Source organism: Paraburkholderia translucens (genome assembly GCF_020881035.1).
GTDB classification, from domain to species: domain Bacteria; phylum Pseudomonadota; class Gammaproteobacteria; order Burkholderiales; family Burkholderiaceae; genus Paraburkholderia; species Paraburkholderia translucens.
Map to the genome: position 1 here is coordinate 47,191 of NZ_JAJITC010000007.1, position 15,755 is coordinate 62,945.

Here is a 15,755-nt window from a genome sequence, read left to right on the forward strand (position 1 = left end):
GCGGCGTTGTCCTGAGTGCTTACCGCTATTTCTCGCTCTTCTTCGGAATCTTCGCGCCTGACTTGCGCGCCCGATTCAGAGCGATAGCTACGGCCTGCTTGTGCGGCTTGCCATGCTTCGATTCGGTCTTGATGTTGTGCGACACGGTCTCGCGCGAGGTACCTTTCTTCAGCGGCATGATCTTCTCCTGGTTTACTGTGCCGAAGATGGACAGCACACGGCGTGCCCGCCAATCTTCACTCCTGTCGGCCTCACCCGGAAATACCCGCTGCCGCCGCATTCAAGGCCAGCGACACGCCCCCCACCAGAATCAGACTCGACGCCCATACCGTATCGAGATTGAACCAGCTGCGCGACACGAACCTGAGCCCCAGGTAGCGATAAACGAGCCACGCGAGCACGCCTCCGGCCATCGTCATCGCAGCCGCGTGCACCGCGGAGACCGATAGCGCCATGCGCAGACTGGTTTCGATCAGCGTTTGTGCGGCTTTGTGGGCGCTGTCCACTGCGCCGGCGCGGCACAGGCCGAGGTAGATCGGCACCAGCATCAGGCCGGCGCCGTGCGCGATCGCCACCGCAAACGACCACAGTGCGAGCCGCGACGGCGGAATTCTCGCGAGCACGCGCGGATGACGCCGGCGCATCAGCAACATCAGGCCGAAGCCGATCACGAGCAGGCTCGCGCTGATCTGGATTTGACGCTGCCATGCGAGCACGCTCGTGAGCATCGCGAACGGCAGCATCATCAGCAGGATGGCGAGCGCGTGCCCGGCCGCGAGATACAGAAGCGCCACGAGCAGCGCTTGCGCGCGTCGCTGCATCAGCGCGTTCGACACCGCGAGCGGCCAACCCATTGCCGGATTGAGCCCGTGATACACACCGCTCGCGAGAACGGCCAGCCACAGTACCGCTTGCGGCGACACCGCGCCGCTCAAACGCCCGCCGAGGGATAGCAGAACGAATCGGTCGAGCAGTCGCCGCCCTCGAGGCGGATCTGGTGCGCGCGATAGCCCGCGGGAAACTCGACGAAGTAGTCTTCGGCGAGCTTGAGGCCGCCGTTCGGATCGGCGTACGCCATGACTTGCACGCCGGGCACACCATCCGGGTAGAACTGGTCGTCCCACGTCGAATAGAGCGAGTTGGTCCAGTAGACACGCTTGCCGTCGCGGCTGATCTCGACCATCTGCGGACCGCCGGTGAAAGCCTTGCCGTTTGGATGCGGCGTGCACCGTTCGATACCACCGATACGCACCGAGCCCGTCAGCTTCGGCTTGCGCGGCTCTGTCACGTCGTACTGGCGCATCTCGCCGGTGCCCCAGCAGGAGACGTAGAGGAATTTATCGTCGATCGACAGATCGATGTCGGTGACGAGCGGCGGCACTGCGCCGAAACCTTGCAGCAGGGGCGGCAATTCGTCGGCGGGCGCTGGTTCCGGCGGGATGGTCGCGGTCTTTTCGATGTGGAACCGCCCGTCTTCGCGCCACCATGTCCAGATCGACCCTTCCAGATTGGTCGTATCGACCACCACGCCGATAAAGCCGTATTCCCGGCTCGGATCGTGCGCCGGCCGCACTTCGAGCGCCATCTGATGATTGGCGCCGAGGTCGAGCGTCTGCACATTGCGTCTTGCGCGCAGATCCCAGAAGTGCACGCGGTGGCCATATTTGTTCGCGAGCAGGTCTTCGGGCACAATGCCGTTTTCGAATTGCGGCGGCAGCGCCCATTCTGTCGACACCATGTAATCGCGCGGCAGATTCCACCAGAAGTCGTAATGCTTTTCCTGCGCGCCGCGTTCGATCTCCCAGCGGCCCAGCACCTCGAATGTCTCGCAGTCGATGATGAAAATGCCGGGAGGCCCATCGGTGCCGTCCTTGCCTCCGCCGCCGAGCGTGCTCACGTAGATGCCTTCCGGTCCGCAATGCACGGTGTGCGGACGCGAATAGCCGGTCTTGCGGAAGATTTCCTCCGGCTCGATGATCTTGTGAATCTTCGCCTGGGTGGGATGCGGCTTCGTATCGACGATGTAGATACGCGAGGACCGCATGCCGGGAATGATCAGATAGCGCCGCTCCAGAAACGCATGGCCCGTCAACGGCGATAGCGCGGACGAACACGCGTTCCAGCCGAAATGATGGAATTCGTCGCCCTTGTTCGGCACCGGCACCGTGTGGACCACCTGGCTATAGGTCGGCGAACCGGGCTTCACGTCGATCACGGCAAGCGCGTCGGGCTGCGAGAAATCCGGACTCAGCAGCACCGTGTACGCGTATTCCTCCGCCGGCGCATCCATCGCGAGTTTCGGCGATGCGTGAAAGGTAGGATCGGGGCGCATTCCCATGACGGCAGTCTCCGTGTCGTTCTGAACGGTTCTAGATGGAAGCCCGGCCCGCCAACGATCGAGCCGAGGCTTAACCTTAAATTTGTAGTTTATGGCAGCGACGGAAGCAACCGGAGATTTGCCCCTTACTGCTGCACGCCCCAGCGCCGCACCGTGACCCGTTCGAGCGTATCGAACACGAGATGCTCGACCAGCAGACCGATCACGATCACGGCGGCGAGCCCCGCGAACACGCGGTCCGTATACAGCTCGTTGCGGTTCTGGAAGATGTACCAGCCGAGTCCGCCGCTGCCCGAGCTCGCGCCGAACACGAGCTCCGCGGCGATCAGCGTGCGCCACGCAAACGCCCAGCCCACACGCAGCCCGGCCAGTATCGACGGCAATGCCGCCGGCACGAGGATCAACAACACATGACGCAGGCCGCTCAGACCATAGTTGCGTCCGGTCATTTTCAGCGTCGCGGGCACCGACTGAAAACCCGAATAGGTATTGAGCGCGAGCGGCCACAGCACCGCATGCACGAGCACGAACAACAGGCTGCCGGTGCCGAGCCCGAACCACAGCAACGCGAGCGGCAGCAAGGCGATGGACGGCAGCGGGTTGAACATAGCGGTCAGCATCGACAGCAGATCGCGGCCCACACGCGTCGACACCGCGAGCGATGTCAGCACGAACGCAAACGCGGCGCCGAGCAGATAGCCGCGCAGCAGCACGGACATCGATACCGCCGTCTTCGCGAGCAATTCGCCGGACCACACGCCTTGCACGAAGGCGCTCAATGTCGCGCCGAAGGTCGGCAGCAGCAGATCGTTGCTGATCAGGCGCGCGGCGATTTCCCACGCGGCGATCAGTGCGAAAGCGATCAGCGTCTTGCTCACCCAGCTGTGCGCGAAGATGCGCCTCGCCGTCGGCAACGGGGCCGCGCTCGCGAGTTCGCCGGGAGCTTCGAGCGGACGTTCGTATTCGTCGCGAACCGGCGGCAGCAACGTGGCGGGGGCACTCATTGCGCGGCCTCCTTTTCTTCGAACAGCAGGCGATGAATCCGCGCGACGCTGCGCTGAAAGTCGGCCCGCCCCAAACTGTCCAGCGAATATTGATGACTGTTCAGCTCCGCGCGCACGCGGCCCGGATGCGGTGAAAGCAGCAGAATCCGGTTGCCGACCACGAGCGCCTCCTCGATCGAATGCGTGACGAACAGCAGCGTGAACTTCACTTCTTCCCACAGCCGCAGCAGCTCTTCCTGCATCTTGCGGCGCGTCAGCGCGTCGAGCGCCGCAAACGGTTCGTCCATCAGCAGCACGCGCGGCTGCATCGCGAGCGCGCGAGCAATCGCCACGCGCTGCTTCATGCCGCCCGACAGCGCGTGAGGATACGCATTCGCGAACGCCGTGAGCCCGACCTTCTCGAGGTAATGCAGCGCACGTTCGTGAGCTTGCGACTTCGAAAGCTTCTTCGCGACGCGCAGCGGAAACGCCACGTTCTGCACGACCGTCTTCCACGGCGGCAACTGATCGAACTCCTGAAACACGACGATGCGGTCGGCGCCGGGTCCGCGCACGCGCTGGCCGTCGAGCGAAATGCTGCCCGCACTCGGCTCGATGAAGCCAGCCACCGCTTTGAGCAGCGTCGACTTGCCGCATCCGGACGGCCCGAGCAACACGAAGCGGTCGCCGCCGTAGACGTCGAAGCTCACGTCGTGGGTCGCGCGCACGATCCGCTCGCGCGTGTGGTATTCGAGGTTCACGTTTTCGACCGCGAGCAGTTTGCCGCTGGTTGCCGGGGCGGTTCGTGCGGCGTCATGCGGAAACAGAAGCGTGGGATTGGCCACCATCAAAGCGCTCCCTGTGAGTCGGCTTGCGTCATGTTCAGCTCCCCGCCGCCGTTGCCGGATCGTCGAAGAAGTAGTCCTTCCACGACGACGGTTCGTTCCTGATCGCACCGACGCGATACATGAACTGCGCGAGCCCGAACGTGTTCTGCGGCACGATCTTGAACTGCACCTGCGGGTTCGTGATGATCTTCAGGAGCAGGTCGCGATCGATCTTCGACTGATTGGTGCGGATGTAGATGTCGGCCGCGCCCTGCGGATTCGCATTGATGAATTTCGCTGCATCGGCGAGCGCATCGACGAACGCGCGATACGTCTTCGGGTTGTCGTGACGGAATTTTTCCGTCGCATAGAGGACCGTCGCAGAACTTGGTCCGCCGAGCACGTCGTACGAGTTGAGCACGATATGCGCTTTCGGATTGCCGGCCAGTTCCTGCTCCTGGAACGGCGGATTGCCGAAATGCCCGGTGATTTCAGTGTGCCCCGCGATGATCGCCGCGGCCGCGTCCGGATGCGGCAACGCCTGCGTGAGCTTGTCGAGCCGGTCGTATTCCTTGTCGCCCCAGCGCTTCGCCGCCGCGTATTGCAACACGCGCGACTGCACCGACACGTTGACCGCCGGCAGCGCGATGCGGTCTTTCGGCGTGAAGTCCGCGATCGTCTTCACGTCGGGGTTGTTGCTGACGAGGTAGTACGGCAGATTGCCGAGCGACGCGACGCCCTTGACGTTCTGCTTGCCGTGGGTGCGATCCCAGATCGTCAGCAGCGGGCCGACACCCGCGCCGGCGATATCGACGGCGCCCGACAGCAACGCATCGTTGACCGCCGCGCCGCCCGACAGCTTGACCCAATCGACCTTGATGTCGAGCCCCTCTTTGCGCCCCTCGCTTTCGATGAAGTGCTGATCGCGCGCCACGTTCAGCAGCAGATACACGATACCGAACTGCTCGGCGACGCGAATCTGGCCCTCTGCATGGGCGGCAGTGGAGACGCCGAGGCCCGCGGCGCCCATCGACAGACTCAGCAGTAATGCCGCGAAACGGCGGACGAACAACGCCTGTGGGGCGGTCGGACGAAATCGGCTCAGCATTGAAACTCCAGTCAGCGTGCGGATGTAATGGGTGTCGGGGTGGTTGAAAACGTCGCGCTCAGAACGGCGCGTCGCCCTCGATCGTCGTGCGATACAGCTTGCGGCGCAGATAATCGGGCGTGCCGGCGGCGAGATGCATCAACGAGCGGTTGTCCCAGAACACCATGTCGTGCGCGGCCCATCGATGCCGGTACAGATGCTCGGGCCGCACGCTGTGCGCGAACAGTTCGTCGAGTAAGGCCTGGCTCTCGTCTTCCGGCAAACCGATCACGCGCGTGGTGAAATGCTCGCTGACGAACAGCGCCTTGCGTCCCGTCTCCGGATGCGTGCGCACGATCGGATGCACGACCGGCTTCACCTGCGCGATCTGCTCGGCCGACAGATTCGGCCGCCACGGGCTGCGCTTCTGCAACTCCGCGTATTTGGCCAGGTACGTGTGTTCTGCGCTGCGTCCTTCCACTGCGCTGCGCAAGTGCGCGGGCAAGGTATCCCACGCCAGATGCATGTTCGCGAACAGCGTATCGCCGCCCTCGGCAGGCAGCTCCCGGGCGTGCAGCAGGGAGCCGAGGCTCGGCTTGTCCTTGTACGAGAGATCGGAGTGCCAGTAGTGACCGGCGTCACCGAGGCCGATAGGCTTGCCGTTTTCGATGATGTTCGAGACCACCAGCACCTCGGGATAACCCGGCAAGCCAAACTGATGCAGCACGTGAATCTGCAGCGGGCCGAAGCGGCGGCTGAACGCGATTTGCTGGTCCGGCGTGATGCGCTGATCGCGAAAGACGAGGACATGGTGGTCCAGATGCGCGCGGTGAATTCGCGCGAAATCGTCGTCGCTGAGTGGCTGGCCTAGATCGAGGCCGAGCACTTCGGCGCCGAGCGGCGCGTCGAACGCGCGGATCTCGAATGATCGATGAGATGGGGCAAATGCAGCAGCGGTAGTGGTCACAGGCGTCTCGTCGTCGAAACCATTCGGCGGGCGCCTAACGGCGCGGTCAGTGCGACGAATGTACCGGCCCGCGCGCGCGATGCCAACGAAGCAAATCCGATACGGTTATCTGCTGGAGTGATAAACCCGACGCTGCAACGTGTCGCGGGCAGCGCGCCATTGCCGCTAAACGCCGAACGGGAACTGCCGCTTGATCTTCGCGCCGCCCCCCGTCGCGCAATGGCTGGCACGAAAGCGGCGCTTCAGCAGCCGGGTCGCGCCATACTGCAGCGTCGAACACAACAACAGATAGACCACGCCGACGAACAGGAAAATCTGCGCCGGGTACACCATCAGCCGATTATTGACCTGATTCGCGAGAAACGTGAACTCGGGGACGCCGACGATATAAGCCAGCGAAGTGTCCTTGATCAGCGTGACCCACTGGTTGACGAACGACGGCATCATGATCCGGATCGCCTGCGGCAATAGCACATAGCGCAGCGCCTGCCAGCGGCTCATGCTGAGCGACGCCGCCGCTTGCGCCTGCCCCGCCCCGACGGCCGCAATGCCCGCTTGCACCGAATGCGACAGATACGCGCCGCCGATCAGCGCGAGCGCGCAGATCACGGTTGCGAGGCCCGGCACGTCGATGTGCAACAGCATCGGCATCAGGAAGAAGGTCCAGAAGATCAGCATCAGCACTGGGATCGCGCGAAAGAAGCCGACCACCGCGGTTAGCGCGAGATGCACGACGCCGCGCGTCAGCGACAGTGCAATCCCGCCCGCGAGACCAACGACAGCCGATAGCAACGCGGATACGACGGACATCACCACGGTCAGCGCAGCGCCGTCGAGCGGACCATCTGGAAACGTGCCGAGCAGCAGATAGCGCAACGACGGCAGCCATTCGACGGCACTCATCCATGCCCTCCTTCCCACGCCCGAGCGCCGCTGCGCCTCCACACCAGCAATGCCGCTTCGATGAACGCGATGATCGCGATATACAGCACGGTCGCCGCACCGAACGCCTGAAACGTCTTGAACGTTTCGGTATCGACCTGACGCGATACGTACGACAGTTCCGCGAGCCCAATCGTCATCGCCAGCGACGAGTTCTTCACGAGGTTCATGTACTGCCCCGCAAGCGGCGGCGTCGCAATACGAATCGCCTGCGGCAAAATCACATAACGGAATGCGGCAAGCGGCGTCAGCCCCAGCGCCGCGGCGGCCTGGCGTTGCGCGTCCTTCACGCCGCGCATGCCCGCGCGAAATTCCTCGCCGATAAAAGCGGTCGTATAGCACGTAAGCCCGATCCAGCCCGCGACGAATTCGAACGACGGCCAGGCGAGTGTCCAACCTCCCAACGAAACCGTATGCGATGCATTGAGCCATTCCATCCACGCCTGAGGCAATAGCGCCGCCGCGCCGAAATACCAGAACAGCAGTTGCACGAGCAACGGCGAGTTACGAAACGCCAGCACGTATAGCGCGGCCGCACGCGCGAGCATGGCCGTGCGTGAATTGCGAGCGAGTGCGAGCCCGAAGCCGGCAAGCGTCGCCGCCGCGCCCGCGCAGGCCGACAACACCAGCGTCATCAGAAAGCCATGCGCGATCCATCCGAGGTACTTCGGTTCCAGCCAGCCGTTCATTCTGCCTTTCTGCTCAAGCGCTTTCGTTGCCCAATGAAAAGCGGCCCGCCGCTTTCACGCGGCAGGCCGGCTCTCCGGACTATTTGAGCGTCAACTCTTCTGCGGATCGCCGATCTTGAACAGACGCGGCAACGGCGCGCGGCTCTGCGGCCCGAACCAGTGGTCGTAGATCTTCGCGGCGCTGCCATCCGCTTCAAGGCCCTTCAGCGTATCGTCGACGACGTTCAGCAAACGCGTCTCGCCCTTCGGCACGCCGACGCCCTCATAGTCGTTCGAGATCGTGAACGGCGAAATCTCGTAGTTCGCCTTGTCGGGCACGTTCGCGAGCAGCGCGACCAGCTTCGGGCCGTCCTGGGTGATCGCCTGCACGTTGCCGGCGCGCAGCGCGGCGAATGCGAACGGGGTGTCGTCGTAGGCGACGATCGTCGCGTTGGGGAATTGCGCGCGCACCTGCTGTTCGTTTGTCGTGCCTTTGTCGGCTCCCACGCGCAGGCTGTTCAGTTGCTGCGGGGACTTCAGCACGCCCTTCTTCGCGATGAACTGCGTACCCGACGCGAAGTACGGAGTGCTGAAATCGACTTCTTTCTTGCGCTCGTCGGTGATCGTGAAGTTCGCGAACACGAGGTCAACCTTGCCCGACTTCAGGAACGCGATGCGGTTTGCCGGATTGGTCGGCTGGATTTCGAGCTTCACGCCGAGCTTGTTCGCAACTGCCTGCGCATAGTCGACGTCGAGGCCGACGATCTGATTGGTCTTCGCATCGACGAAACCGAACGGCGCGTTGCTGTCGAACGCGGCGACGCGCAATACGCCGGCCTTCTTGATGTCGTCGAGACGATCTGCGTGCGCGACGCCGGAGCATGCAAGCAGCAACCCCATGACTGCAGCGCCAACGAATTTGATCTGCATGGTTAGGCCTTTGTTTTGGATGTTTTATGTTTTACGGGCGGCGTGATTCACGACGGCATCACAACCGCGTGGCGCAGACTGTAGCAATGCGCACCGCAATGGCGAACCAACAAATCGTCACGAGCTAAGCGTCGAATCAGATATGTGGTACGGGCTTACTGCCTGCCATAGCGCCAAATCTGCTTTGAATCTGAGCATTTGTTGGTTCGCTTGCGCCGGCGCTCTGGTTACATTGGACGATCACCACAAGCGACCTCAAGGACAATCGATGACACCGCACCGGGGCTTTTCATTCTCTGCGGCAGCGCCCAACACAATCCCGACAGACGGCGAACCCAGGCGCGGCAGACGCGCATGGCTGAAGACGATCGCACTCGCATTCGGCCTGTTCGGCGCATTCAGCGTGGCCCACACCGCCCACGCCGCGCCGCTCGACGAACTCAAGCTCGACTATGCGTACTATTCGCCCGAAAGTCTCGTGATCAAGCGCAATGGCTGGCTCGAACGGGAATTCGCCGCCGACCGCACGCAGGTGAAGTGGGTACTGAGCCTCGGCAGCAATCGCGCGCTCGAGTACCTGAACAGCGGCGCGATCGATATCGGCTCGACGGCAGGACTCGCCGCCGTGCTCGGCAAGGCGAACGGCAATCCGATTCGCGCGGTGTATATCTATTCGCGCCCGGAGTGGACCGCGCTCGTCGTGCGCAAGGATTCGCCGATTAAAACACTCGCCGATCTGAAGGGCAAAAAGATCGCAGCCACCAAAGGCACCGATCCGTTCCTTTTCACGTTGCGCGCGCTCCATACGGCGGGCCTCTCGCGCGACGACGTCGAGATCGTCAACCTGCAGCATCCCGATGGCCGCACCGCGCTTGTCAACGGCCAGGTAGACGCGTGGGCCGGGCTCGATCCGCACATGGCCGCCGCGCAGATCGACGACGGCGCGCGGCTGCTGTATCGCAACGTCGACTTCAATACGTGGGGCTTCCTGAACGCACGCGAAGACTTCATCCGCGACCATCCGGACGCGCTCGCGCGCGTGCTGAAGGTCTATGAAAAAGCGCGTGTCTGGATCGCCGCCCATCCGGACGACACCGCGAAAATCGTCGCGGAAGAATCCAAAGTTTCGCTACCGGTCGCGAAGCTGCAGTTGAGCCGCAACGATTTCAGCCAGCCGCAGCCGGGCGCCCGGCAGATTGCCGCGCTCAAGGCCGCCGCGCCGATTCTGGTCGACGAGCAGCTCGTCAGGAACGGCACCGATCTGAACGCGGTCATCAACGCGCTGGTCGACGCCAGCGTCGCTCAACCGGTGATTGCGACTGCGAGCAATGGCGTCAAATGAACCCCGCACAATCGACGCGAGTCCGCCGATAAGTACCGCGAAAGCCCTACTCACGCTCGCTCGGCGCGGTTCGCCGCGCCCGTCGTGCAGCGAACTCGCGCAGCCGCGCCCGCACGATCCGTTGCGGTTGTGGCGCAATGCCGGTCTTGCCCTGCCTGTCCTGTTTCTGGCCGTCGTCGAGGTGCTGGTACGCACGTCGTTACTGCCGATGCATCTCGTCCCCGCGCCGAGCGCTATCGCGCAGACGCTCTGGGATCTCGGCGCCGAACGGCTCGCGCGGCATATCGGCGCGAGCGTGATCCGCGTGTACGGCGGTTTCGCGATCGGTGCCGCACTCGCGCTGCTGATCGGCGCGGCGATGGGCGTCAGCCGGCGCGTCGAAGCATTGCTCGATCCCGCGTTCCAGGCCTTGCGCGCGATTCCCTCGCTGGCGTGGGTGCCGATCCTGCTGCTGTGGATGGGCATCGACGAAGCGCCGAAGATCACGCTGATCGCGATCGGCGCATTTTTTCCGGTGCAGCTGAGCGTCGTGGCCGGCATTCGCGGCGTCGATCGCAAGCTGATCGAGTTCGGCCAGTTGAACCGGCTGAGCCGACGCGCGCTGTTCACACGCATTCTGCTGCCCGCGTCGATGCCGCAGATCTTCACGGGACTGCGCACCGGACTGAGCCTCGCGTGGATGTTCATGGTGGCCGCCGAGTTGATCGCGGCGACGCGCGGGCTCGGCTATCTGCTCAGCGATGGTCGCGAAACCGGCCGCCCGGATCTGGTGTTCGGCGCGATCCTGCTGCTCGCGCTGCTCGGCAAACTGAGCGACGGCATGCTGAAAGCGATCGAGCTACGCGCGCTGTCGTGGCGCGATGCGCACGAGGGATCGGAGGTTGCGCGATGAGTCGGGCACCCGCTCCCTTGCTCGAAGTACGTGGACTCACTCGGCGCTTTGGCGAGCGCAACGTGTTCGGACAGGTCTCGTTCGCGCTCGCGCGCGGCGAGATCGTCAGTCTGGTCGGTCCTAGCGGCTGCGGCAAGAGCACGCTGCTGCGCGCGGTGGCGGGACTCGACCGCGCGGTCACAGGCTCCGTGTTGATAGACGGCGCACCCTTGCTCGCGCCGTCGCCGCGCGTCGGCATGATCTTCCAGGAGCCGCGCCTGCTACCCTGGCTTAGCGTCGCGGACAACATCGCGTTTTCCGCCGGGCCGCACGCGGGAAATGATCCGCGCGTCGATGCGCTGCTCGCCGAGGTGGGTCTCGCGAGCGTGCGCGACGCACTGCCCAAGCAGTTGTCCGGCGGCATGGCGCAGCGGGTGGCGCTCGCGCGGGGCCTTTTCAACGAGCCCGAACTGTTGCTGCACGATGAACCGTTCAGCGCCGTCGATGCGATCACGCGCGCGCGCCTGCAACAGTTGCTGCTCACGTTGAAGCAGGCGCGCGGCACGACGGTGTTGCTCGTCACCCACGATCTCGACGAAGCGCTGAGTCTGTCCGATCGGGTGCTCCTGTTGTCCCCGGCGGGCGCGGGCGGACCGAGCCGCATCGCGCGTGAGCTGCCGATCGCGTTGCAGCGGCCGAGGAATCCGCGCGATGCGTCGTTGAATGCGCTGCGCGACGTGCTGCTGGAGATGTAGCGGGCTGCTACTTCACGAACCCAACGCTGGACGGACCGGGCACTTCGGCAGATTGCCCGGTAGGTCGGCGTCGTGCTTGCGTCAGGTCGATGATCCGTTTGAGGTCATCATTTCACGACGGCCTTGATGGCCAATTTTTTTGCCATCTGGAACGTCTTGGGGAAAGTCGTTTCGATGCCCAGCACAACCCGACTGGACAGCCGCTCCATGTCCTTCGGGCAATGGAACAACATACCGTCGAACTCGCGCAGATTCAGTGGCTTGATCTTCGACTGGAATTGCAGGAACCGGTGAGAAGCCGGGATGAAATGCGACGTCAGAGAACTGCGAGAAAATTGCGGCCGTGTCGTGCGCAGGCTGCCGTGAATCGTCTTCGCATTCCAGATAAGCACGTCGCCCTTTTGCAGGAATGGCGCGCGGAATTCGAGCTGTTGTTCGGAGAGGATTTTCTTTACCAACTCCTTGTATTGGCCATGATTGAACGCAACGTCGAAGTTCTTTCCGTTCTTCACCATGTCGATGCGATGGCTACGCGGCACTACGAAGAAACGTCCCGCCCCTGCGTCAATATCCTCGAGGGCGTACCAGCACGCTAACATCGTGCCGATCCTTTCGCTGTCGAGGTAATACGTGTCCTGATGTGGCCACGTTTCCGAGTTCCCTTCAAAGTACATGCTTTGTACTAGCTTTCCGTCTTCCGCGAAGATTTCCCGGGTAATGTCCTTGACGGGAGTACTCGAAAACGTTTTTATTGCCAGCTTCTTGAGCGGCGCGAACTCCACGTCATTGAGCGACTGAAGATTGAGCAGCGAATTCATCACGAAGCCGTACTCGTTAATTCTATTCTTCTCCGGATTCGCTGTTGCCTGCCGGTATATGTAGCCCGGATAGGGCTTAACGGTTTTCTCGAACGCACTCCTGATGGAATCGCACAGAGCCTGATCCACCACTCCGCGCACGACGACATAGCCATTTTCTTCGTAGTATCGCTTTGCGGCTGGGAGATCGGTCAAATCGAACGTGGTCGAGTTTTGAGCCGCATTTTCTGGAATTTCAATTTCGGTTCCGATCGGACTAAGGATTTTGTACATAATGGGCCTCAAAGTACCAGCTAGAGCGGCAGGCGGGAACGTTGGGAATACGTTGGCTTGCCCACGGACTGCGCGTTCCCGGACTTCATCAGAAAATTTGTTCGACTTGTTCATGGCTCCATTCGGCGGTGAATCGACCTGTCGCCATGAATTCAAGGTAGTCCTCTTCAGCAACTTCGCCGTGTTCTTCCCCACTGATGTCCCAAACTCATGATCCGGGTCAATGAAAGCGACCTTTCCAAGGGGCCGTTCAAGTTCTGCATCCGTGGCGCGATATTCCTCGGTCATCTGTACGACGATTGCAACGACGGTGATAGTCGCTCGCACGCCCATCCAACCTAGGCCAAACAATTACGTCTGTGTTGCGCCTGACCGATTCCGCCAAGAAATTGGCCACCAATGACAACACTCCAATACTGCTCACGCCGTCCTGTCTGTGATCGAAACACACCTTGCAAAATGTAAAGGATGGGATGAATTAGCAATTCGTTGCCTGTTGTCGCCGGGCCGACATCGCACATTCATGATCAATGAGTAATGAAGCGAAGCGAATCGCCTCGGAGTATCGCGCTATCTCACCCGCCGAGCCTCGACGAAAGCCTCGACATAACGCAACGCCTGCTCGCACTGCTCGGGCGTGAACGCGTGAATACTCGCCGGAATGGGATCGAAGCCAAGCTCGGTCGCGACCCATCGGATCGCTTTCGCGCGGGCTTCGAACGCGTTGACGCCATCGCGGCGCACCTTCCCGGCAACGAGCGGTTCGAGCGCGTCGTGCAGCCTGCTCTTCGCCTCGCGCAACGTCGCGTCAGCGAGACGCCCGAGTGGCACGTTGCGCTTGCTGCGCGAATACACGCCGATCCACGCCTGACATGCAGTGCAGATCCACAGCGGCCCCTGATCGCTGCGATACGGGTAGCCGTCCTCTCCGAAGTGCGCGAGCAACGCGCGGTTGCCGCAGTAGTCGCAGGACGGCTGCGGCAATGCCTTGATGGGCTTGCCTATGCGCACGGGGAGTGCTCCGGGGCAATTTCGTCGTGCTTCATCGCATCTGTCCGGCTAACGAGAACGGGCGGAGCCAGATAGTTTAATGGATCGCCCGCGTCCCCATGCAAGGCGCGAGAATTACGTAGCCTGCGCCTGCGCAATCTCCGTCACCACCCGCTGTCGCGTCGCCAACCCTTCAGCCGAGCGTCGCCGGACCAGTTCCACCACCGCTTGCGGCGCTGACTCCGGATCGCCCGCATCGAACGGCGGCGCGGGGGCGTATTCGAGTTCGAGCTGGATTGCTTGCGCCTCTTCGATGCCCGCGAGTTCGGCCGCCACCGTCAGCCCGAAGTCGATGCCCGCTGTCACGCCGCCGCCTGTAATCAGATTGCCGTCGCGCACCACGCGCGCGCGCGTCGGTATCGCGCCGAGCGGTTCCAGCAACGAGTGGAAGGCCCAGTGCGTCGTCGCGCGCCGCCCGCGCAGCAGACCGGCCGCACCAAGCAGCAGCGCGCCGGTGCAGACCGAGGTCACGTAGCGCGCGCTCGCGGCCTGTTGGCGAACGAAGCCGATTGCTTGCGCGTCCTGCAGCAGATCGGTCACGCCGCTTCCGCCCGGCACACAGATCACGTCGAGCGGCGGGCAGTCTTCGAACGTCGTGTTCGGCGTCAGCACGAGCCCGTTGCTCGATACCACGGGCTCCAGTGTTTTCCAGATCAGATGCGTCGTGGCGCCCGGCACCGAGGCGAGCACCTCATGCGGACCGGTCAGATCGAGTTGCTGTACTTGCGGAAACACCAGAAAACCGATTTTCAGGTTCATAGGGATACCTTATCGAAGAAGAAATCGAAACACGCAATCTGCCAGTTCTTCCAGGTGGACGGATCGATTCTATGCGGGTAATCTTTGGCAAGACTGCCATTCAGCCCTTGGTTTCTGCCAGGTTCGCCTTCAGCTCCAATGACCCGCCACATGTCCACCGCTCTCCGCTCCATCGTGCTACTCGGTTTCCCCAACATGCAACTGCTCGATGTCAGCGGTCCGCTCCAGGTCTTTGCGTCCGCCAATGAACTCGTCGCGCAGCGCGGGCTCGACAAACTTTACGCACCACGCGTCGTGGCGGCCGAAGCGGGGCCTGTCACCTCTTCGTCGGGAGTCGCGGTGCTTGCCGGTTCGCTGCGCTCCGCGAAAGGGCCGGTCGATACGCTGATCGTTCCGGGCGGCTGGGGCATTCGCGAGGCCTCGGCCGACCCGCGTCTGATCCGCTGGACACAGCGTCAGGCGCCGTGTTGCAGACGCGTCGCCTCGGTCTGCTCGGGCGCGTTCCTGCTCGCCGAGGCGGGATTGCTCGACGGACGGCGCGTCGCCACGCATTGGGGGCGTTGCGAAGAACTCGCGCAGGCATATCCGCAACTGCGCGTCGAAGCCGATCCGATCTTCATTCGCGACGGCGCGATCTGGACATCGGCGGGCGTCACCGCCGGCATCGACCTCGCACTTGCCATGCTCGAAGAAGATCACGGACGCGCATTGGCACTCGACGTCGCGCGCGAGCTTGTCGTGTTTCTGAAGCGGCCGGGTGGTCAGTCGCAGTTCAGCGCAATGCTGTCGTTGCAAGATGCCGACGACCGCTTCGGCGAATTGCATGCATGGATGTCATCGCATCTCGCATCTGATCTGTCGGTCCCCGCGCTCGCGCAACGGCTTCATATGAGCGAGCGCAGCTTCATGCGTCACTACAAGGCGCAAACGGGCCGCACGCCGGCCCGCGCGGTCGAGCAGTTGCGCGTCGAAGCGGCACAGCGTTTGCTGAGCGAAACATCCTGGTCGATCAAGCGGATCGCGGCGCGATGCGGATTCGGCAGCGAGGAAACGATGCGTTGCAGCTTCGTGCGCCAACTGCGCGTGGCGCCGCAGGTGTATCGCGAGCGCTTTTCTTCGACGTAGCGCGCGCGACTGTTGCGCCA

At 62.8% G+C, this 15,755-nt stretch carries 17 protein-coding genes; 4 read left to right on the forward strand and 13 right to left on the reverse strand.

The window, feature by feature from the left end:
- Nucleotides 1-25 precede the first annotated feature (25 nt).
- The 10 genes from LJ655_RS14595 to LJ655_RS14640 all read right to left on the reverse strand — a co-directional run bounded on the left by LJ655_RS14595 (nucleotide 26) and on the right by LJ655_RS14640 (nucleotide 8,742).
- Nucleotides 26-178: a DUF6496 domain-containing protein gene (locus tag LJ655_RS14595; protein ID WP_230561961.1), complete on the reverse strand. Its 153-nt coding sequence runs from the start codon at nucleotides 176-178 to the stop codon at nucleotides 26-28.
- A 73-nt stretch (nucleotides 179-251) separates the two neighbouring features.
- Entirely contained in the window at nucleotides 252-935 is a 684-nt protein-coding gene (locus LJ655_RS14600) for a hypothetical protein (RefSeq protein WP_230561962.1), read from the reverse strand.
- The gene (locus LJ655_RS14605; protein WP_230561963.1) at nucleotides 932-2,338 is read right to left on the reverse strand and encodes a selenium-binding family protein; all 1,407 of its coding nucleotides are present in this window, start codon (nucleotides 2,336-2,338) and stop codon (nucleotides 932-934) included. Before LJ655_RS14605 ends, LJ655_RS14600 begins: the two co-directional genes overlap by 4 nt.
- 125 nt (nucleotides 2,339-2,463) lie before the next feature.
- Nucleotides 2,464-3,342, reverse strand: coding sequence for an ABC transporter permease (locus LJ655_RS14610; RefSeq protein WP_230561964.1), 879 nt, complete (start codon nucleotides 3,340-3,342; stop codon nucleotides 2,464-2,466).
- A complete protein-coding gene (locus LJ655_RS14615) occupies nucleotides 3,339-4,169 on the reverse strand; it encodes an ABC transporter ATP-binding protein (protein ID WP_230561965.1) in 831 nt (276 codons plus the stop codon). The genes LJ655_RS14610 and LJ655_RS14615 overlap by 4 nt, the downstream gene beginning before the upstream one ends.
- Nucleotides 4,170-4,203: 34 nt before the next feature.
- The gene (locus LJ655_RS14620) at nucleotides 4,204-5,256 is read right to left on the reverse strand and encodes an ABC transporter substrate-binding protein (protein ID WP_230561966.1); all 1,053 of its coding nucleotides are present in this window, start codon (nucleotides 5,254-5,256) and stop codon (nucleotides 4,204-4,206) included.
- Between the two features lie 58 nt (nucleotides 5,257-5,314).
- A complete protein-coding gene (locus tag LJ655_RS14625) occupies nucleotides 5,315-6,202 on the reverse strand; it encodes a TauD/TfdA dioxygenase family protein (RefSeq protein WP_230561967.1) in 888 nt (295 codons plus the stop codon).
- A gap of 165 nt (nucleotides 6,203-6,367) precedes the next feature.
- On the reverse strand, nucleotides 6,368-7,105 hold the full coding sequence (locus LJ655_RS14630) for an amino acid ABC transporter permease (protein WP_230561968.1): 738 nt from the start codon (nucleotides 7,103-7,105) through the stop codon (nucleotides 6,368-6,370).
- A complete protein-coding gene (locus LJ655_RS14635) occupies nucleotides 7,102-7,833 on the reverse strand; it encodes an amino acid ABC transporter permease (protein ID WP_230561969.1) in 732 nt (243 codons plus the stop codon). Before LJ655_RS14635 ends, LJ655_RS14630 begins: the two co-directional genes overlap by 4 nt.
- A 90-nt stretch (nucleotides 7,834-7,923) precedes the next feature.
- Nucleotides 7,924-8,742: an ABC transporter substrate-binding protein gene (locus tag LJ655_RS14640; protein WP_230561970.1), complete on the reverse strand. Its 819-nt coding sequence runs from the start codon at nucleotides 8,740-8,742 to the stop codon at nucleotides 7,924-7,926.
- Nucleotides 8,743-9,010: 268 nt separating this feature from the next.
- On the opposite strand from LJ655_RS14640, the gene LJ655_RS14645 reads away from it, so the two are divergent.
- Genes LJ655_RS14645 through LJ655_RS14655 form a run of 3 tightly spaced genes read left to right on the forward strand, consistent with a single transcriptional unit; the run spans nucleotide 9,011 to nucleotide 11,710 of the window.
- Complete coding sequence (locus tag LJ655_RS14645; protein ID WP_230561971.1) at nucleotides 9,011-10,084, forward strand: aliphatic sulfonate ABC transporter substrate-binding protein; 1,074 nt, start codon at nucleotides 9,011-9,013, stop codon at nucleotides 10,082-10,084.
- Between the two features lie 28 nt (nucleotides 10,085-10,112).
- Nucleotides 10,113-10,976, forward strand: coding sequence for an ABC transporter permease (locus LJ655_RS14650; RefSeq protein WP_230562235.1), 864 nt, complete (start codon nucleotides 10,113-10,115; stop codon nucleotides 10,974-10,976).
- A complete protein-coding gene (locus LJ655_RS14655; protein ID WP_230561972.1) occupies nucleotides 10,973-11,710 on the forward strand; it encodes an ABC transporter ATP-binding protein in 738 nt (245 codons plus the stop codon). Before LJ655_RS14650 ends, LJ655_RS14655 begins: the two co-directional genes overlap by 4 nt.
- A gap of 107 nt (nucleotides 11,711-11,817) precedes the next feature.
- Here the strand turns inward: LJ655_RS14655 and LJ655_RS14660 are convergent, their stop codons facing one another.
- From LJ655_RS14660 to LJ655_RS14670, 3 genes are all read right to left on the reverse strand, one after another.
- On the reverse strand, nucleotides 11,818-13,089 hold the full coding sequence (locus LJ655_RS14660; RefSeq protein WP_230561973.1) for a phytanoyl-CoA dioxygenase family protein: 1,272 nt from the start codon (nucleotides 13,087-13,089) through the stop codon (nucleotides 11,818-11,820).
- A 282-nt stretch (nucleotides 13,090-13,371) separates the two neighbouring features.
- On the reverse strand, nucleotides 13,372-13,812 hold the full coding sequence (locus tag LJ655_RS14665) for a zinc-finger-containing protein (RefSeq protein ID WP_230561974.1): 441 nt from the start codon (nucleotides 13,810-13,812) through the stop codon (nucleotides 13,372-13,374).
- A 114-nt stretch (nucleotides 13,813-13,926) separates the two neighbouring features.
- Complete coding sequence (locus LJ655_RS14670) at nucleotides 13,927-14,610, reverse strand: DJ-1/PfpI family protein (protein WP_230561975.1); 684 nt, start codon at nucleotides 14,608-14,610, stop codon at nucleotides 13,927-13,929.
- A gap of 150 nt (nucleotides 14,611-14,760) precedes the next feature.
- Between LJ655_RS14670 and LJ655_RS14675 the strand changes: the two genes are divergently transcribed.
- On the forward strand, nucleotides 14,761-15,735 hold the full coding sequence (locus tag LJ655_RS14675) for a GlxA family transcriptional regulator (RefSeq protein WP_230561976.1): 975 nt from the start codon (nucleotides 14,761-14,763) through the stop codon (nucleotides 15,733-15,735).
- Nucleotides 15,736-15,755: the final 20 nt, after the last annotated feature.

Coding starts and splice junctions, on each gene's coding strand:
- LJ655_RS14595 (WP_230561961.1), bottom strand. CDS start 178: ATGCCGCTGAAGAAAGGTACCTCGCGCGAGACCGTGTCGCACAACATC.
- LJ655_RS14605 (WP_230561963.1), bottom strand. CDS start 2,338: ATGGGAATGCGCCCCGATCCTACCTTTCACGCATCGCCGAAACTCGCG.
- LJ655_RS14610 (WP_230561964.1), bottom strand. CDS start 3,342: ATGAGTGCCCCCGCCACGTTGCTGCCGCCGGTTCGCGACGAATACGAA.
- LJ655_RS14615 (WP_230561965.1), bottom strand. CDS start 4,169: ATGGTGGCCAATCCCACGCTTCTGTTTCCGCATGACGCCGCACGAACC.
- LJ655_RS14620 (WP_230561966.1), bottom strand. CDS start 5,256: ATGCTGAGCCGATTTCGTCCGACCGCCCCACAGGCGTTGTTCGTCCGC.
- LJ655_RS14630 (WP_230561968.1), bottom strand. CDS start 7,105: ATGAGTGCCGTCGAATGGCTGCCGTCGTTGCGCTATCTGCTGCTCGGC.
- LJ655_RS14635 (WP_230561969.1), bottom strand. CDS start 7,833: ATGAACGGCTGGCTGGAACCGAAGTACCTCGGATGGATCGCGCATGGC.
- LJ655_RS14640 (WP_230561970.1), bottom strand. CDS start 8,742: ATGCAGATCAAATTCGTTGGCGCTGCAGTCATGGGGTTGCTGCTTGCA.
- LJ655_RS14645 (WP_230561971.1), top strand. CDS start 9,011: ATGACACCGCACCGGGGCTTTTCATTCTCTGCGGCAGCGCCCAACACA.
- LJ655_RS14655 (WP_230561972.1), top strand. CDS start 10,973: ATGAGTCGGGCACCCGCTCCCTTGCTCGAAGTACGTGGACTCACTCGG.
- LJ655_RS14660 (WP_230561973.1), bottom strand. CDS start 13,089: ATGACCGAGGAATATCGCGCCACGGATGCAGAACTTGAACGGCCCCTT.
- LJ655_RS14670 (WP_230561975.1), bottom strand. CDS start 14,610: ATGAACCTGAAAATCGGTTTTCTGGTGTTTCCGCAAGTACAGCAACTC.
- LJ655_RS14675 (WP_230561976.1), top strand. CDS start 14,761: ATGTCCACCGCTCTCCGCTCCATCGTGCTACTCGGTTTCCCCAACATG.